This is a genomic window from Chryseobacterium sp. YR221, assembly GCF_900176315.1.
GTDB classification, from domain to species: domain Bacteria; phylum Bacteroidota; class Bacteroidia; order Flavobacteriales; family Weeksellaceae; genus Chryseobacterium; species Chryseobacterium rhizosphaerae.
On sequence record NZ_FWXM01000002.1, the window covers coordinates 376,466 to 391,274 of the forward strand.

The 14,809-nt window shown below is 35.6% G+C and carries 16 protein-coding genes; 7 read left to right on the top strand and 9 right to left on the bottom strand.

The genetic code is table 11. From position 1 onward, the window contains the following. Nucleotides 1–19: 19 nt before the first annotated feature. The 4 genes from B8967_RS06715 to B8967_RS06730 all read right to left on the bottom strand — a co-directional run bounded on the left by B8967_RS06715 (nucleotide 20) and on the right by B8967_RS06730 (nucleotide 3,741). Complete coding sequence (locus B8967_RS06715; RefSeq protein ID WP_084085348.1) at nucleotides 20–637, bottom strand: hypothetical protein; 618 nt, start codon at nucleotides 635–637, stop codon at nucleotides 20–22. A 1-nt stretch (nucleotide 638) separates the two neighbouring features. Next, nucleotides 639–1,136: an RNA polymerase sigma factor gene (locus B8967_RS06720; RefSeq protein WP_084085350.1), complete on the bottom strand. Its 498-nt coding sequence runs from the start codon at nucleotides 1,134–1,136 to the stop codon at nucleotides 639–641. Between the two features lie 101 nt (nucleotides 1,137–1,237). Next, nucleotides 1,238–1,657 carry a DUF2147 domain-containing protein gene (locus B8967_RS06725; protein WP_047488084.1) on the bottom strand — a complete coding sequence of 140 codons (420 nt, stop codon included), beginning with the start codon at nucleotides 1,655–1,657 and terminating at the stop codon, nucleotides 1,238–1,240. Nucleotides 1,658–1,812: 155 nt separating this feature from the next. After that, nucleotides 1,813–3,741, bottom strand: a complete 1,929-nt coding sequence (locus tag B8967_RS06730; protein WP_084085352.1) for an LTA synthase family protein — start codon at nucleotides 3,739–3,741, stop codon at nucleotides 1,813–1,815. Between the two features lie 89 nt (nucleotides 3,742–3,830). Between B8967_RS06730 and B8967_RS06735 the strand changes: the two genes are divergently transcribed. The 5 genes from B8967_RS06735 to B8967_RS06755 are packed head-to-tail and all read left to right on the top strand — an operon-like array spanning nucleotide 3,831 to nucleotide 6,946. Then, nucleotides 3,831–4,544: a CDP-alcohol phosphatidyltransferase family protein gene (locus tag B8967_RS06735; protein WP_047488079.1), complete on the top strand. Its 714-nt coding sequence runs from the start codon at nucleotides 3,831–3,833 to the stop codon at nucleotides 4,542–4,544. 59 nt (nucleotides 4,545–4,603) lie between these two features. Next, a complete protein-coding gene (locus B8967_RS06740) occupies nucleotides 4,604–5,368 on the top strand; it encodes a 3'-5' exonuclease (protein ID WP_047488077.1) in 765 nt (254 codons plus the stop codon). Between the two features lie 3 nt (nucleotides 5,369–5,371). Then, nucleotides 5,372–5,794, top strand: coding sequence for a putative signal transducing protein (locus B8967_RS06745; protein ID WP_047488074.1), 423 nt, complete (start codon nucleotides 5,372–5,374; stop codon nucleotides 5,792–5,794). 48 nt (nucleotides 5,795–5,842) lie between these two features. Then, nucleotides 5,843–6,448: a fumarylacetoacetate hydrolase family protein gene (locus B8967_RS06750; protein WP_084085869.1), complete on the top strand. Its 606-nt coding sequence runs from the start codon at nucleotides 5,843–5,845 to the stop codon at nucleotides 6,446–6,448. A gap of 60 nt (nucleotides 6,449–6,508) precedes the next feature. Continuing rightward, the gene (locus tag B8967_RS06755) at nucleotides 6,509–6,946 is read left to right on the top strand and encodes a universal stress protein (RefSeq protein ID WP_047488068.1); all 438 of its coding nucleotides are present in this window, start codon (nucleotides 6,509–6,511) and stop codon (nucleotides 6,944–6,946) included. Nucleotides 6,947–7,029: 83 nt separating this feature from the next. Here B8967_RS06755 and B8967_RS06760 read toward each other — a convergent pair whose 3' ends face one another. Further along, nucleotides 7,030–7,263 carry a DUF6341 family protein gene (locus B8967_RS06760; RefSeq protein WP_084085354.1) on the bottom strand — a complete coding sequence of 78 codons (234 nt, stop codon included), beginning with the start codon at nucleotides 7,261–7,263 and terminating at the stop codon, nucleotides 7,030–7,032. A gap of 42 nt (nucleotides 7,264–7,305) precedes the next feature. Here B8967_RS06760 and B8967_RS06765 point away from each other — a divergent pair, with 42 nt between their 5' ends. Beyond that, nucleotides 7,306–8,211: a DUF6427 family protein gene (locus tag B8967_RS06765; RefSeq protein WP_047488062.1), complete on the top strand. Its 906-nt coding sequence runs from the start codon at nucleotides 7,306–7,308 to the stop codon at nucleotides 8,209–8,211. Nucleotides 8,212–8,217: 6 nt separating this feature from the next. Continuing rightward, entirely contained in the window at nucleotides 8,218–8,802 is a 585-nt protein-coding gene (locus tag B8967_RS06770; protein ID WP_047488059.1) for a DUF3109 family protein, read from the top strand. A 77-nt stretch (nucleotides 8,803–8,879) separates the two neighbouring features. Here the strand turns inward: B8967_RS06770 and B8967_RS06775 are convergent, their stop codons facing one another. The 4 genes from B8967_RS06775 to B8967_RS06790 all read right to left on the bottom strand — a co-directional run bounded on the left by B8967_RS06775 (nucleotide 8,880) and on the right by B8967_RS06790 (nucleotide 14,770). Next, on the bottom strand, nucleotides 8,880–11,738 hold the full coding sequence (locus tag B8967_RS06775) for a M16 family metallopeptidase (protein WP_084085356.1): 2,859 nt from the start codon (nucleotides 11,736–11,738) through the stop codon (nucleotides 8,880–8,882). 137 nt (nucleotides 11,739–11,875) lie between these two features. Further along, on the bottom strand, nucleotides 11,876–12,562 hold the full coding sequence (locus tag B8967_RS06780) for a hypothetical protein (RefSeq protein WP_084085358.1): 687 nt from the start codon (nucleotides 12,560–12,562) through the stop codon (nucleotides 11,876–11,878). Between the two features lie 120 nt (nucleotides 12,563–12,682). Next, on the bottom strand, nucleotides 12,683–14,017 hold the full coding sequence (locus tag B8967_RS06785; protein ID WP_047488050.1) for a trigger factor: 1,335 nt from the start codon (nucleotides 14,015–14,017) through the stop codon (nucleotides 12,683–12,685). A 162-nt stretch (nucleotides 14,018–14,179) separates the two neighbouring features. Next, a complete protein-coding gene (locus B8967_RS06790) occupies nucleotides 14,180–14,770 on the bottom strand; it encodes a hypothetical protein (protein ID WP_084085360.1) in 591 nt (196 codons plus the stop codon). Between the last annotated feature and the right edge of the window lie 39 nt (nucleotides 14,771–14,809).

The window sequence follows — 14,809 nt, forward strand, 5'->3', positions numbered from 1 at the left end:
CCCTTAATATTAATTTTATTTAAATTGCTTTTTCCTCCTGCAAGCTCAGTTCTTTATAGTTTTTTCTAAGGTTTTTCAGAATTTTCCCATAGGTTCTGTTATATATTGCATACAAAAGATAGAAAACAATCAGCAGGCAAATTCCAAAGACAAGGTAATTTCCCCATCCGGGTACCATTATTCCGGGATCAGTAGAAATGTTTTCAACAGATGAGCTTCTGCCCCAACCATCTTTAAATCCAGCCATAACCTCCTTTGTATTGCGTTCAAAATGAATGACACTGTCTACGATTGCCAAAAGCAATGAAATACAGGCATAGCTTAATACAAGTTTTCGTAAATTTAAAATAGCTTTCATTAATGCAATGCTATTCTGCCCTGCTGTCATCTTACGAAACAGAAATATAATCCCCGTCATAAAGGCAAAAAACAAAACCATCCTGATGTAGGGAAACTGACCACTCATATAACCGTAAAAAGTCCATAATACAATTTCAATAAGTCCTATAATTAATAAATTTTTGGTCATGGAAACAGATTTATGTTTGATCATTCCATCAATTTCGTTTTCGGAATATTCTTTAAATTCTTCAGATTCTTTATTCCAGTCTTTTTTTAACAATTCCAGTTCTTCCATATTATGTTGTGCTTATTTTCGCTTTCAAATTATTTTTCGCTCTGTTCATCTTTACCCTTGCATTGCCTTCAGTAATCCCCAGGATTTCCCCAATTTCTTTATAGGGCTTATCTTCAAGATACATCATGATGAGTGCTTTTTCTACATCAGACAGTTCATAGATGGCTTTATACATTCTTTTTAACTGATGCTCATCATCTACATATTCCTCATGCTCTATTTTCAGCGATCCAATATCCAGTTCCACGGGCTGGCCTTGTTTTTTCTGAGGCTTCCTAAATAAAGTAATGGCCGTATTAAGCGCTACACGATACATCCAGGTAGAAAATTTAGCCTCCCCTTTGAATCCAGGAAATGATTTCCAAAGCTGTATGGTGATTTCCTGAAAAAGGTCTTCATGATCTTCAGCATTATCTGTATATATTTTACATATTTTGTGGATAAGTTTTTGATTAGGTTTAAAAAATCCCACAAATAATCTTTCCTGTTCTGTGCTCATATGCTATAAGTGGAGGAATTTTATTTTCGTTACAGTTTTTTCACAAAAAAAACGACATTCCATTTCTGAAATGCCGTCTTAAAATTCTATTTAAACTTAAATTAATTAGCTTTCTCCCAAACCTGGGTTCTTCCTAATAAAGATAATCCTAAGTAACCTCTTACATTTAATTTATCTCCACTTTTTGTAATGGTACATTTGTAAGTTTTTCCTGTTTTAGGGTCGGTAATACTTCCTCCTGTAAATTCATCACCATCTTTTTTCAATCCTCTGATGATCTCTAATCCCTGAATCGGTTTACCTTTTCTGTCATCCTTACAAGCTGTACAGTTCGGATCAGCTGGTTTTATAAGCAACTGAGAAACCTTCCCATAATATTTTCCATCTGATTTTTTAAATATCTCGACAATAGATTTAGCTTGCTTAGTTTCATCATCTATCGTTTTCCATTTGCCTTCTATCTGTGCAAATGAAAGCACACTGAATAGTGAAAGCGCGAATGTTAATAACAGTTTTTTCATATTTCTTATAGTTTTAATTCTGATACAGTAGTCTTTCCTACGTATTGATAAAAATATAAATTAATTTTCAACAAACAAAAACTTTTGTTATACAAAGCATAAAAGGTAAGAAACATTCTTTATTTTTTATCCGCAGCCTACCTATCGTCTTTGGGCTAATTCAGTTTTCTGTTGATCACTCTATTCATATAATCCTGATACCAGGCTTTTGCCGTTTGTTTTCCTTTTTCTACTTCAGGAGTTTTAAGTTTATTGATCAAATTATTTTCAAGTCCTAAATCACTTTTACCGTATACCCCTATAATTTCTTTACCATCAAAACGGTACATATAGTTCCCAATAATAAACTGCTCCGAAGTTCCGTCGGAATTAACGACAATAGAAGGATATTTTTTATCGCTCACTAAGCTTCTCCCCCAGCTTCTTAAAGGCTTATTGTAACCGATAAGGTCTGCTAAAGTAGGATAAATATCTATCTGCTGAGCTGTCTCAGGATTCTCTCCCTTAAGCTGGTATTCGGGATTTGGAGAGTAAAAAATCAGTGGAACAGCAAAACGGTTCATTGCTTTTTCATATTCCGGATAGTACACCTGATTGGTATGATCTCCTGTAAAAACAAAAATTGTATTATTGAACCAAGGCTGTTTTTTAGCTGTTTCAAAATATTTTTTAATGGCATAATCTGTATATTGAATAGGCTCATGCATTTCTATTTTCCCTTTTTTAAATTTTCCCTGATATTTTTCCGGAATTTTAAACGGGTGGTGAGATGAAGCCGTAAATACAGTAGTCATAAAAGGCTGTGTTTTTCCTACATTTTTAGCAAAATACTGAAGGAAGGGTTCGTCCCATATAGCCCACATGCCGTCAAAATCTTCATCATGGTTATATTCTGTTTTCCCAAAGTAGTGTTTGAAACCTAAGATGTTCCCAAATCCGAGGAATCCCATCGAACCATTGGGTGCACCGTGATAAAAAGAAGTATCATAACCTAAGTCATTACATACCGAAACAATAGACTGAATTTTCTGATTAGAATAGGGTGATCCGGTAAAAGCATCCGTAAGACTCGGAATACCTGCCAACACGCTGCTCATCCCATGAATAGACTGCCTTCCGTTCGCAAACGTATTTGGAAAAATAAGACTCTGTGTTGCGAGGCTATCCATAAACGGTGTGTAGGAAACATAGTCTTTGATATTTTTATCTTTATTAAAAGCCCCGGAATACTCACGTCCGAAAGATTCTACAATAAAAATAACAATATTGGGGCGGTTTTCCACTTTCCTGTCGTATACTTTGTGAGACTGTACATTTTCATCAATATATTTCTCATCTACAAAATGAACTTCTTTAAAACTATTGGTACCCAATGTCCTGAAAAAGGAGAAAGTACTGTTCAACACTACATTTCCCTGAAGCGGATTGGTTACAAAACGATTGGCGTCCACCATATTGATCGGTCTTGTACTATGTTTAAAGTCACCACGAATTCCTCCCACTACCAAAACGGCTGTGATACATAAAATAACAACCGAGGAAAGGAAATAAGGTAATAATTTTGCTGGTTTCTGCTCCTCAATTTTCACTTTTTTGTATAGAAATACCCATAATCCCATCAAAACAACAAACCATATCAGTACAAAAGGATGCTCACCAACAGAGATCATGAATGTTTTCGAAAGATTAGACTCGTGCTCCGCTACCTGCAATGCTGCTGACGTAAGCCTTGACTGTGAAAATTTATAGTAAATAAAATCACCGAAATTCATCGAATAGGCAATTCCATTGGTTATAAAATAGATCCAGAAGAGAATTTTCTGAAAGACTCTTTTGGTATTGATCACCAAAGGAATCAGACTAAGGAGTATAAACAACGAATTGACATATAGAATCGCCGTAGTATCAAAGGCTGTCCCATGATAGGCCAGCTTTAGATAATCCGAAACTGAGTCGATTTTGATCAGTCCTTTATTGAAATACCAGAATAAAAGTCTCGCAATCTGATAAAAGACATACGCTAAAAAAATCCTGTAAACTAATACCAGAACTTCCTGTTTTCTCAATCCTTTTAAAAATTTCATGCGGCAAATTTACATCAAAATCACTTTATTGTGTTTTTTAGTGCATAATATTTTAAGATAGAATTTTTAAAAACATTATTTTTGTAGCTATGAATTTTATAAAAAATAATCTGGCCAATGCCTTGACCCTGGCTAATTTATTTGCAGGCTGCATAGGTGCAATACATCTTATTTTAGGAGATTATCAGACAACGGCAATTTGCCTTATCCTTTCTTCGATCTTCGATTTTTTTGACGGTTTTGTAGCCAGAGCTTTAAAATCAAACTCCAATCTTGGTCTTCAGCTTGATTCCCTTGCCGATATGGTAAGTTTTGGGTTGATTCCCGGGCTTACGATGTACAAAGCACTGGAACCTTTTGGAACCGAGCTCCTTGGCCTTCATTTGCCATTTGAAATCAAATACATGGGATTGCTGGTTACGCTTTTCTCTTGCTTACGATTAGCGATCTTTAACCTTGATGAAGAACAGAGGTATTATTTTAAAGGATTGAACACGCCCACCAACACAGTGCTGTTATTTGGTTTATATTATGCGTTTAAAGAAACCGGTTCTTTCAGTATTTTATTTGAAAATGAACTCTTATTGCTTCTATTAACCATTATTACATCATGGCTTCTGATCAGCCCGATTAAGATGATGGCTATGAAATTTAAATCCACACAATTACAAGATAACTATCCAAAAATCGTATTATTAGTGGGAGGTATTGCTATTCTGGCCATATTCCGTATTGTAGGAATCCCAATGCTTGTCATTTATTATATTTTGGTATCCCTTGTTTTCCAGAGACAACTGAAATAAAAAATAAGGTCCCACAGCATCAATACATATTATCACTTATTCAAATTATCACTATCAACATGAATTTAAAACTCCATAAACCGCTTTGTATTTTTGATCTTGAAACAACAGGAACGAATATCGGAAAAGACAAAATTGTTGAAATCTGTATTCTGAAAGTAAACCCTGACGCTTCCAGAGAAAGCAAAACATGGCGTGTAAATCCGGGAATGCCTATTCCTAAAGAATCCAGTGAGATCCACGGAATTTATGACGAAGACGTAAAAGAGGCTCCTTCTTTTAGAGAAATTGCTCCAAAAATTATGGAAATGCTTACCGGAAGTGATCTGGGAGGTTTTAATTCCAACAGATTCGACGTTCCTTTATTGGCTGAAGAACTCCTGAGAGTAGAAATTGATTTTGATCTCAGCAAATTCAGGCTGGTGGATGCCCAGACTATTTTCCATAAAAAAGAACCTAGAAACTTAGGCGCTGCTTACCAGTTTTACTGTGGAAAAACATTGGAAAATGCCCACTCTGCAGAAGCTGATGTATTGGCAACTTTTGAGGTACTGGATGCACAAATAGGGAAATATGATGATATTCCGAATGAGATAGCTCCCTTAAGTGAGTTTACTTTCCATAATAAAAATGCAGATCTTGCAGGTTTTATAGGATATAATGAAAAAAAGGAAGAGGTTTTCAATTTTGGAAAATATAAAGGACAGGGAGTAAAAGCGGTATTCCAAAAGGATCTTGGTTACTACGGATGGCTTCAGAATGCTGATTTCCCATTGTACACCAAGAAAGTTTTTACAAAGATTCAACTCTCAGGAAAATTTTAAAAAATGGCCAACCTGATTCGCTTAAAATTTCATGATAATGCCCTTGAAGCCAATAGGGACAAACAGATATTGGCTGAAAACGGCATTAACAGTTTCATTGCCAATGAACAGCTTATCCAATCGGACTGGCTGCTTTCTCAGGCCGTAGGAGGTATTCAGCTTCAGGTTTTTGAAAATGATTTAGAAAGGGCAAAACAGATTCTTCAGGATTATAAAGACAATGAAGAATATTCGCTGGAGGTAGAGCATACTATTGAAAATCCTGAATTCAATTTTGTCTGCCCGAAATGTGGGTCCAATCATATTTATCAGGATGAAAAACCTGGTGGTGTTTTTGGAATCAGCTGGTTGATTCTGGGATTCCCAATAAAAATTTCTAAAAACCAATACCACTGTTATTATTGTGGTAATGAATTTACCCATTAAAAAATAAAAGACTGCTTTGTTCTCATGACAAGCAAAAAAATAAAAGTTATGAAAATAATCTGTATAGGAAGAAACTATAGCGAACATGCAAAAGAATTAGGGAACGAAATCCCCGAGAACCCTGTTATTTTTATGAAACCTGATACAGCGGTTTTAAAAGGAAATGATTTTTATATTCCCGAATTTTCAAATGATGTACACTATGAGCTTGAAGTTGTCCTAAAAATTTCAAAAGGAGGAAAATACATTCAGAAGGAGAGCGCCCACAAACATTATGAAGAGATCGGCTTAGGAATAGATTTTACCGCCAGAGACCTTCAAAGCGAACTGAAATCAAAAGGTCTTCCATGGGAACTTGCCAAAGGATTTGATGGTTCCGCTGTCGTAGGGAATTTCTTTAAGAAAGAGAATTATAATCTCGACAGCTTGCCGTTTTCTTTACTTAAGAATAAAGAAAAAGTACAGGATGGAAACACCAGAGATATGATTTTCAGTTTTGATGACATCATAGCATTTGCTTCACAATATTTTACTTTAAGAGTAGGTGATCTTATTTTTACCGGGACTCCAAAAGGTGTAGGAAAGGTAGATGAAAATGATATTCTGGAGGCCTATCTTGAGGATGAAAAAATCCTTGATATCCGAATATTATAAGTTATTTAACATCAACTCTGGCAAATTTTTCTTATCTTTAGGTAACAAAATGAAAGGCTTATGATAAATATTGTATTACCCGTAGATTTTGGGGATAAAACAGAACAGCTGGTAGAAGGTGCCATCAAATTTGCCAAACAGCTTAATGGTAGAATTTATCTGATTCATGTAGCTCCATCTGATATCGGATTTGCGATCGGGGATATGGGATTTCAATATTTTCCGGAAGTGGAAGCGAATGAGATCAGAGAAGAACTTGTTCAGCTTAATAAAATTGAGCAGAGAATTATTGCCCACGATATTGATTGTGAACATCTTCTGAAACAAGGACTTGCTAAAGATATAATCATTGAACACGCAAAGGAAAAAAATGCTGATTATATCGTCATGGGATCACATGGAAGAAGTGGGATTTATGATGTATTTGTAGGGAGCCTTACAAAAGGGCTTACGAAAAGTTCGCCTGTTCCTGTTTTAGTACTTCCTATTCATGACTAAGAAAATTAAATTTTAATCGTTAGTAATAAAAAAACCGATCAAATTAAATTATTTGATCGGTTTTTTACTATATAACCAATTAATTAACCTTCTTTTTTATAGATTTTTGGATCGTAGTAAGGATTCTTACCTTCCGTAGGAGAATAATAGTCTTTATCTTTATCACCGCCCAATGTAGCTACCAGCACATAACACCAATAAGTAAACATTACACAACAAACGATAAATAAAATCCAGTTTAAAACATTACCAAAGGTATCAAAGAACCCAAAAGACCATTTGAAAACTTTGCTTAAGAATAGAAAGAAAGACGTCATTATTTTCCTTTTTTAAATTAACTTTGTACAAATTTATAAAAAATGTTTAAATTACTTTCAAAAGAAAGCAATATTTTTTCAATTCCTGTTTATATTGGTTTTCTTCTTTTAGTAGTAATAATATTTAACATACTGAATCTCAATACATATGAGGCAATTGTCGCGGGTATTACTTTTCTGGGAATTGCTTTGGGATATTTTTGTTTTCACAGTATTGCTCTTAATTATCAGACCCATTTGCCTTTATTTCTGTATACGGTTTTTATTTTTGGGCTCTATCCGGGAAATTTAGATATTGGAATTGCAGTTTCCCTGCTTACCAATTCTTTTCTTATCCTTCTTCTGACCAGTGCGGATGAAGACATCAGAAAGAAGTCATATGTATTGGTGGGTGCTATTGTGGCATTGAATTTTATATTCCTTCCCACTACCTGGCCTATGGCTGTTTTTGTTATCATCCACGTGGTGGCTACATCTGCAAAAATAGGATTAAACCTCTTCAGGTTTCTGTTGGGAATGGTGTTAATTGTGTTCAGTTATTTCTCAGTGATGTATTTTGTTCAGTTTACTTCATGGAATATAGATTATTTTCCATTTGGAAAAATGAAACCCGTAACAGACTATACAGAGCTATTACCATTGACCCCTATTGTTCTTATGCTCATCTATGCAGTATATGATCATTTTAAAAATTATAATAAGAAAAGCCCGATAAGCAGATATAAATATACTTTCTTACTGGTCTTTTCCCTTGCTCAGCTTGTAACGATCATTCTGTATATGAATACAAACTATGAATATTTGTTGCTTTTAGCATTTCCTTCAAGTATTATTCTGAGCAGGATGGTGAGGTTTTTACCAAAATATTGGATGCAGGAGGCCGGCTTATGGCTTATTATTATCAGTTTACTTGGCTTTAAAGCAGGTACAGTTTTTGATTTATTTTAAAAAATTATGATTCAGATAGACGATAAATTGATTTCCGAGGATATTTTTTCCGAAGAATTTGTTTGCAACCTTAGCAAGTGTAAGGGTGCATGTTGTGTGGAAGGAGATGTAGGAGCTCCGTTGGATAAAGATGAGCTTGAGATTTTAGACAGTATTTTTGATAAAATAAAGCCTTATCTTACTCAGGAAGGAGTGAAAGCCCTTGAAGAACAGGGAACATGGACTACTGATCCACACGACGGAATGTATGTTACTCCAATGGTGGAGGACCGTGAATGTGCTTATGTAACTTTTGATGATAAAGGAATTACCAAATGTGGGATTGAAAAAGCCTATGAAGATGGTGCTGTAGACTGGCAGAAACCTATCTCCTGTCACCTCTATCCTATCAGGATTACAGAATACTCTACTTTCTCTGCTTTAAACTATCATGAATGGAATGTTTGCAGTGATGCCTGCAGTCTTGGAAAAGAACTTCAGGTTCCTGTTTATAAATTCCTGAAAACACCATTGACCAGAAAGTACGGTGAAGATTTTTATAACGTTCTCAGCGAAGTAGCTGACGAATGGAAAAAAGAATACGGTTCTTAACCCGTAAGGATTTGAATTGAAATAAAAAAGCCGCAGAAAATTATTTCTGCGGCTTTTTGTACATAAGCTGATATAAATTATTGTTGTACACCTGCTCTATCGGTCATTCCAGTGTTGGAATCAGCTTTTTTTGCATTCACCCACCCGTCTTCCGGCATCAGAACCGCTATATTCCTGCCTTTAGACAGGTATTTCTTAGCGACATCCTGAAGATCTTTTACAGTCAGCAGCTTTACTTTATCCTGGTAATTCAGGATAGCATATGGATCGCTTCCGTCTACCTGATTTTGAGCAATTCCCTGCAACCAGAATCCATTATCTTTAAGGCTTGTTTTATATTCATTATATTCCCCTTCTTTGTATTTATCCAGGTCTTTTTGCTCAGGACCTTTATCGATCAGCTTTTGAAGCTCGGCAAGAGCACTTTTCGTAAGTTTATCTACATTTTCAGGTCCGCAAGGGAAATTAATACTAAAGCTATAGCTACTGTAGGGAACTTTACTTAAACCTCCGCTTGCGCCCCCTCCATAAATACCACTTTCATCTTCTCTGAGCTTTTCAAGGACTTTAATCGTAGCTACCTCCCCAAGTGCCGACAATGCAAATGCTTCTTTTTCATTGTATGGCGTTTCTCCACTATAAGAAATCGTCACAAGGCTTTTAGGTTCTTTTCCTTTTTTATAAACTTTTGTAAACTCACCTTCCAAAGGTCGATAACCTGTATCTTTAAAAGTAGAAGATTTTCCTGTAGCAGGAAGGCTGGCAATATAATGCAGCACTTCACTTTTAAGCTGGGTCTCCTCTATGTTTCCTACAAAATAAAAGTGGAAATTACCTGCATTGGCAAATTTTTGCCTGTAGATATCGTATGCTTTTTTATAGTCTGTATTGGCCCAATCTTTCTCCGTTGGAGCAAGTCCGATAAATCTTGGATTTTTCTGATTGATAAACTTGGCGTATTCATTAGAAAAATAATATTCCGGATCTGATTCTACATTAGTAAGCATTGAGGACTTCTTCATTTTATAGGCATTGAAGGAGTCCGGGTTGTAATTTAAGTCCGTAAAGCAGGCATATATGAGCTCCATAGCCGTCTTCAGGTCTCTTTTAGAGCTTGTTCCTGAAACGCCTTCTGTCATTCCACTGATATAAGAACTTACACTCACTTGTTTGCCTGCCAGATAATGGGTAAGATCTGTTTTGGAAAGCCCCCCTAATCCGGCTTCCAATAAAGCATCGAAAGCAAATTCAGTTTTGTTGTAATCAGTATCAGGAATAATTGAACTTCCTCCTAAACTTAAACCGGCAAATACAATCTCATCATCTTTGAAATCTGTTTTCTTAAAAGTAACTTTTGCTCCGTTATTTAAAATCCATGTTGTTGTTCCAAGTTTTGTATCCGTTTCCGTCTTTGTAATTTTCCCCTCAGACTTAAAAGGTTTTATTAAACTCTCAGCTTTCATTTTTTCCTGATAAGGGGTAAGATCTGCTAATTTCAACTTTTCAAACATATCCAGAACCATGGATTCTGTCGGCATTGTGATATCATCCTTCTTAGGACCGGTAATTACGACCACCCTGCTGTCATCTTTTACCTGTTTCCCGATGATTGCATTTGTTTGTACCAGAGTTACTTCAGGTAAAAACTTTTTAATCTGATCATATTCCCAGGTAATTCCCGGCATGGGTTCCTGCCTCAGAAAATGATTGACGTATCCACCAATCAATTCATCGTTTTCATTCTTATCCCGATTATTATAAGCCCATTCATAAGAAGAAAGGATCTGTGTTTTTGCTCTGTCCAGTTCAGACGAGGTAAAACCGAATCTTTTTGCTCTTTCCACTTCTTTCAACAGAACTTTCAAAGCATTCAGCTGATCGCCATCTTTTGTAACAGCTGATCCCTGGAAAGCTTCTTTTGTTCTCGCATAAGTTCCACCATGATAAACAGCACCATATGTAAACGGAGGATTTGTTGAATTAATAAGCTCTCCCAACCTATTGTTCAACATCATATTCACAAGACCTTCTACAATCCGTTGATTGTACTGTTCCACAGTAACCTCCGGTTTGTAGGCTTCAGAATCTTTAATGATAAATTGTACTCCTGAGCTTGTAGCATCAGGATCGGTCTCAATAGCTACAAGGGTTTCTTTGTGATTGGGAAGATCAAAACTTTTTCTTTCTTTCGGGTTTATAGCTTTTTTATACTTACCAAAGTTATCCTTTATCTTCTTTTCCATCTCTTCTACATCAATATCTCCTACCACTATAATTGCCATCAGATCTGGTCTGTACCAATCCTGATGAAATTTCCGGATCAGGTCAGGCTTAAAATTTTCCAGGACTTCTTTTTTACCCATCGGAAGTCTCTCTGCATATTGAGATTTATAAAGCTGCTTTGGAAGGTATTTATCCTGCATTCTTTTATCAGCACCAAGACCTAATCTAAGCTCTTCCAATACGACACCTCTTTCTTTATTAATCTGTTCATCAGAGAGGGTGGCATTAAATGCCCAGTCCTCCATCACTTTCAGTCCGGCATCCAGATTTCCCGGCTTATCCAGCGGAACGGGAAGCATATAAACGGTTTCATCAAAACCGGTATACGCATTAAGGTGCTGACCAAACTTCACTCCAATTGACTGCAGAAAATCTACTAATTTATTATCCGGAAAATTTTTAGTTCCATTGAAATTCATATGCTCCATAAAATGAGCCAGCCCCCTTTGATTCTCATCTTCAAGAATAGATCCCACATTGATCGCCAAACGAAAATCCACTTTTTTTTCGGGAAGTGCATTTTTCCTGATATAATACTTCATTCCGTTCGAAAGGACACCCATTTTTACGGAAGGATCTAAAGGAATATTTTGTCCAAAAATACCTGAAGAGATCAAGCCACAAACTACCACTGAAAATAATCTTTTCTTCATATGTCATCTTTTTTCGGTACAAAAGTATATATTATTTGTAGACTAAAGAAAGACATAGCTCTAAACTATAGTTAAACTTTAATTATAGTTCATAAAAAAAGCCGGACAATATCCGGCTTTCTTATCGATAAAAGTTCTTATTTAAAATCAGCGTCCGTTACTCCGGAATTGATTACCAATTTTGTTGTCTTGATATTCACTTTCTGACCTCCACCTTCAGCATCTACTTCGGAAGGGAATTGAAGTCCATCAACAGTCATATAGCTCTTTATGGTTACATTTCCTTCTCCTGAAACAGTTTTATACAAAAGTGCAGTAGTTGCATCAAAGTAAAATTTACCTTTTTCTGAAGACAGTACATTATAATTTTTACCATCCACATTCTCCACAGTTACCGTCTTGAAATTAGCTGCATCAAAAGCTAATGCATCTACAGGTCTTCCTTTTTTCAAATCAGCAATCTTATCTGCGGGAATATCTGTTTTCTTTCCCATCTGATCAAAATACCCTTTCTCACCATCGAAAAGCTGAACCATCTGCTGTCCCATTAAAGACTGAACAGATTTAAATTTATTCCCTAATTTCTTAGTAGACATTGTAATTTCCATCCCCTGTACACTCAGTGTATTATCTGTAATGGTAGATTTTACAGCCTCCAATTTATCTTTACCTCCCAATGCCTTAAAATAATTATCTATTACTTCTTTAGCAGTCAGTTTAGATGTTGTAGCCTCTGTCTTAACAGAAGCCGCTTCTTTCTTCTGAGCTGCTGCCGGAACTGAGAAAAGCACAGCACAGAAAAAAGGAATGATAATCTTTTTCATATATGTAATAATAAGTTTAGAGGGTAAATATATGAATATTGGCCGACATACATGAAGGGCACATCCAAATAAAAAAACCGCCAGAAACTGACGGTTTTAAAATATTATAGCAGTGTATAATTATTTTTTAAGTTCTTCTAAAAATTCGTCGTGAGAAATTTTAGTTTCCTTTTTTGTTGCTTTTTCAAGAATAACATCTTTCAATTTAGCCATAGCTACTTCAGAAGAGATTTGTCTTACTTGCTCCTGATCTTTTAGCATCTCAACAGCATATTTCTGGATTTCCTCATCTCCTAAGTGGTGGATTCCATAGATAGCCAATTGGTTTTTAACTAACTGCTCAGCTTGTGCCAATACATCAGCATAATCTAACTGAATTTCGTTCTCAGTCATCAATTTACCTTCGATGATCTGATATCTTAATTGGTTTTTCTCTGCTTCTAAGATTTCTTTAGCCTGCTGCTCAGACTGAATGTTTTGGTTAGAGAATAATAACCATTTTACAAGGAACGTTTCAGGAAGTTTTACTTCTTCTTTTTCTGTTACCTGCTCTAATACTTTATTCACAAAGTGAACATCAGCATTCTGTTGGAAATACTCGTCTAATTCAGTTTTTACTTTTTCTTTAAGCTCCTCCTCAGACTTGATTGTTCCTTCTCCGTATACTTTGTTGAATAAGTCTTCGTTAAGCTCAGCTAAGTTTAATGAATAGAAGTCTTTTACTTTTACTTCTACCTCATTGTGGTGTAAGTGCTCTACTTCTTCTTTGCTGAATCCTAATTCTTTAGCTAATTCTTCATCACCAGCAAGAGTTTCTTTAGAAACTTTTACAGACTCATCCATTTTCAAAGCTTTTACTAATTTGAAAGCTTCTTTGTTTTCAGCAGTAACTGTAACGTTCTTTGGGTGGTGGTGGTGCTCTCCTTCAGCATCCTCTTCCACAACCTGAGAAACCTCTAAAGCGATATAAGAATCTTTAGTGATTTTATCTTGAGGAACTTGCTCAGCAAAACGCTTCTGCATGTTTTCAATACTCTTGTTGATTTCTTTTTCAGCAGCTTCTACTTTATAGTGAGGAGCCTCATATTTAGCTAAATCTATAGTGAATTCAGGCTCATACCCTACTTCAAAAGCAACCTCAATCTTATCAGCATTATAGTCTAATTCATTCACTGGCTGAGGAACTGGCTGACCAACTAATCTTAATTTGTTTTCATTAACATAGTTGTTCAAAGCATCAGAAACTTGCTTGTTGATTTCTTCAAATGCAATCCCTGCTTCATATTGTTTTTTAACCATACTTAAAGGCACTTTCCCTTTTCTGAATCCAGGAACTTGCGCATTTTTAGCATAATTAATCAATTGCTTTTCTACTTTTTCTTTGTAGTCAGATTTCTCCAATGTTACAGTAAGCAATGAACTTACGTCATCATGGTTTTGTGCGGTAACCTTCATTATTGATTAAAATTTTAGGTTGCAAAAATATGAATTTTTTATGAGAATAACTCATTTCAAATAAATTCTTAGCCTTCAAATATTTATAAATTAGAAAACCACTGAATGATCAGTGGTTTTACGAAATATGATATTTAAAATTTGTCTTTTTTCAAGGTCTGCTTAGTTGATAATCCCATAAGTAGCCTGGGCATCTGTTTCACCTCCGGTTTGCTGTCCGTATACTACTCCGTTTCCACTTACTGCAGAAGCTTCAGAGACTGTTTGAGGTTCATGATAAAGCGTTAAAATCAACTGGCTTTGTGTTGATGCGTTCTTAATGGCTTTAGTCACCACCCATTTTGTTTTCAAACCAACATGATTATGGTCTGCTCTTGTGGAGCTCGCATCATCTGTACGGGTAAGAGTAAGATCAGAATTAGGAAAGTTGAATACTAAAAAGTGTTCATCTTTTGCATCTTTGATCTCCTGGGTAGAATCTTCATCTCCATTTTTAAACTGTACTTCTACTTCATATGTTTTCCCATCTACCAGGCTTATTGGCTGCGCTCCACCTGCTCCAACACTATAATTATAAGTTGTTGTTGTTTGTGCAGCCACATCCTTAACCAGTAAAATAATATTGGTAAGATCTTCTTGCGGAAGGTCGTCCTCTTCTGATGCATTATCTCTCTGACAAGACATTACAGAGAAAGTAATGAATAAAACGGCTAATAATCTGGTGATATTTTTAGTATTGAATAAATTGTTCATTTTTTTGATTTAAGATTAAAAATTTTGTTTTTAAGAGTG

Excerpts from the sequence above, each read along its gene's own strand:
- B8967_RS06715 (WP_084085348.1), bottom strand. The coding sequence starts at position 637 with ATGGAAGAACTGGAATTGTTAAAAAAAGACTGGAATAAAGAATCTGAA.
- B8967_RS06720 (WP_084085350.1), bottom strand. The coding sequence starts at position 1,136 with ATGAGCACAGAACAGGAAAGATTATTTGTGGGATTTTTTAAACCTAAT.
- B8967_RS06725 (WP_047488084.1), bottom strand. The coding sequence starts at position 1,657 with ATGAAAAAACTGTTATTAACATTCGCGCTTTCACTATTCAGTGTGCTT.
- B8967_RS06730 (WP_084085352.1), bottom strand. The coding sequence starts at position 3,741 with ATGAAATTTTTAAAAGGATTGAGAAAACAGGAAGTTCTGGTATTAGTT.
- B8967_RS06735 (WP_047488079.1), top strand. The coding sequence starts at position 3,831 with ATGAATTTTATAAAAAATAATCTGGCCAATGCCTTGACCCTGGCTAAT.
- B8967_RS06740 (WP_047488077.1), top strand. The coding sequence starts at position 4,604 with ATGAATTTAAAACTCCATAAACCGCTTTGTATTTTTGATCTTGAAACA.
- B8967_RS06745 (WP_047488074.1), top strand. The coding sequence starts at position 5,372 with ATGGCCAACCTGATTCGCTTAAAATTTCATGATAATGCCCTTGAAGCC.
- B8967_RS06750 (WP_084085869.1), top strand. The coding sequence starts at position 5,843 with ATGAAAATAATCTGTATAGGAAGAAACTATAGCGAACATGCAAAAGAA.
- B8967_RS06755 (WP_047488068.1), top strand. The coding sequence starts at position 6,509 with ATGATAAATATTGTATTACCCGTAGATTTTGGGGATAAAACAGAACAG.
- B8967_RS06760 (WP_084085354.1), bottom strand. The coding sequence starts at position 7,263 with ATGACGTCTTTCTTTCTATTCTTAAGCAAAGTTTTCAAATGGTCTTTT.
- B8967_RS06765 (WP_047488062.1), top strand. The coding sequence starts at position 7,306 with ATGTTTAAATTACTTTCAAAAGAAAGCAATATTTTTTCAATTCCTGTT.
- B8967_RS06770 (WP_047488059.1), top strand. The coding sequence starts at position 8,218 with ATGATTCAGATAGACGATAAATTGATTTCCGAGGATATTTTTTCCGAA.
- B8967_RS06775 (WP_084085356.1), bottom strand. The coding sequence starts at position 11,738 with ATGAAGAAAAGATTATTTTCAGTGGTAGTTTGTGGCTTGATCTCTTCA.
- B8967_RS06780 (WP_084085358.1), bottom strand. The coding sequence starts at position 12,562 with ATGAAAAAGATTATCATTCCTTTTTTCTGTGCTGTGCTTTTCTCAGTT.
- B8967_RS06785 (WP_047488050.1), bottom strand. The coding sequence starts at position 14,017 with ATGAAGGTTACCGCACAAAACCATGATGACGTAAGTTCATTGCTTACT.
- B8967_RS06790 (WP_084085360.1), bottom strand. The coding sequence starts at position 14,770 with ATGAACAATTTATTCAATACTAAAAATATCACCAGATTATTAGCCGTT.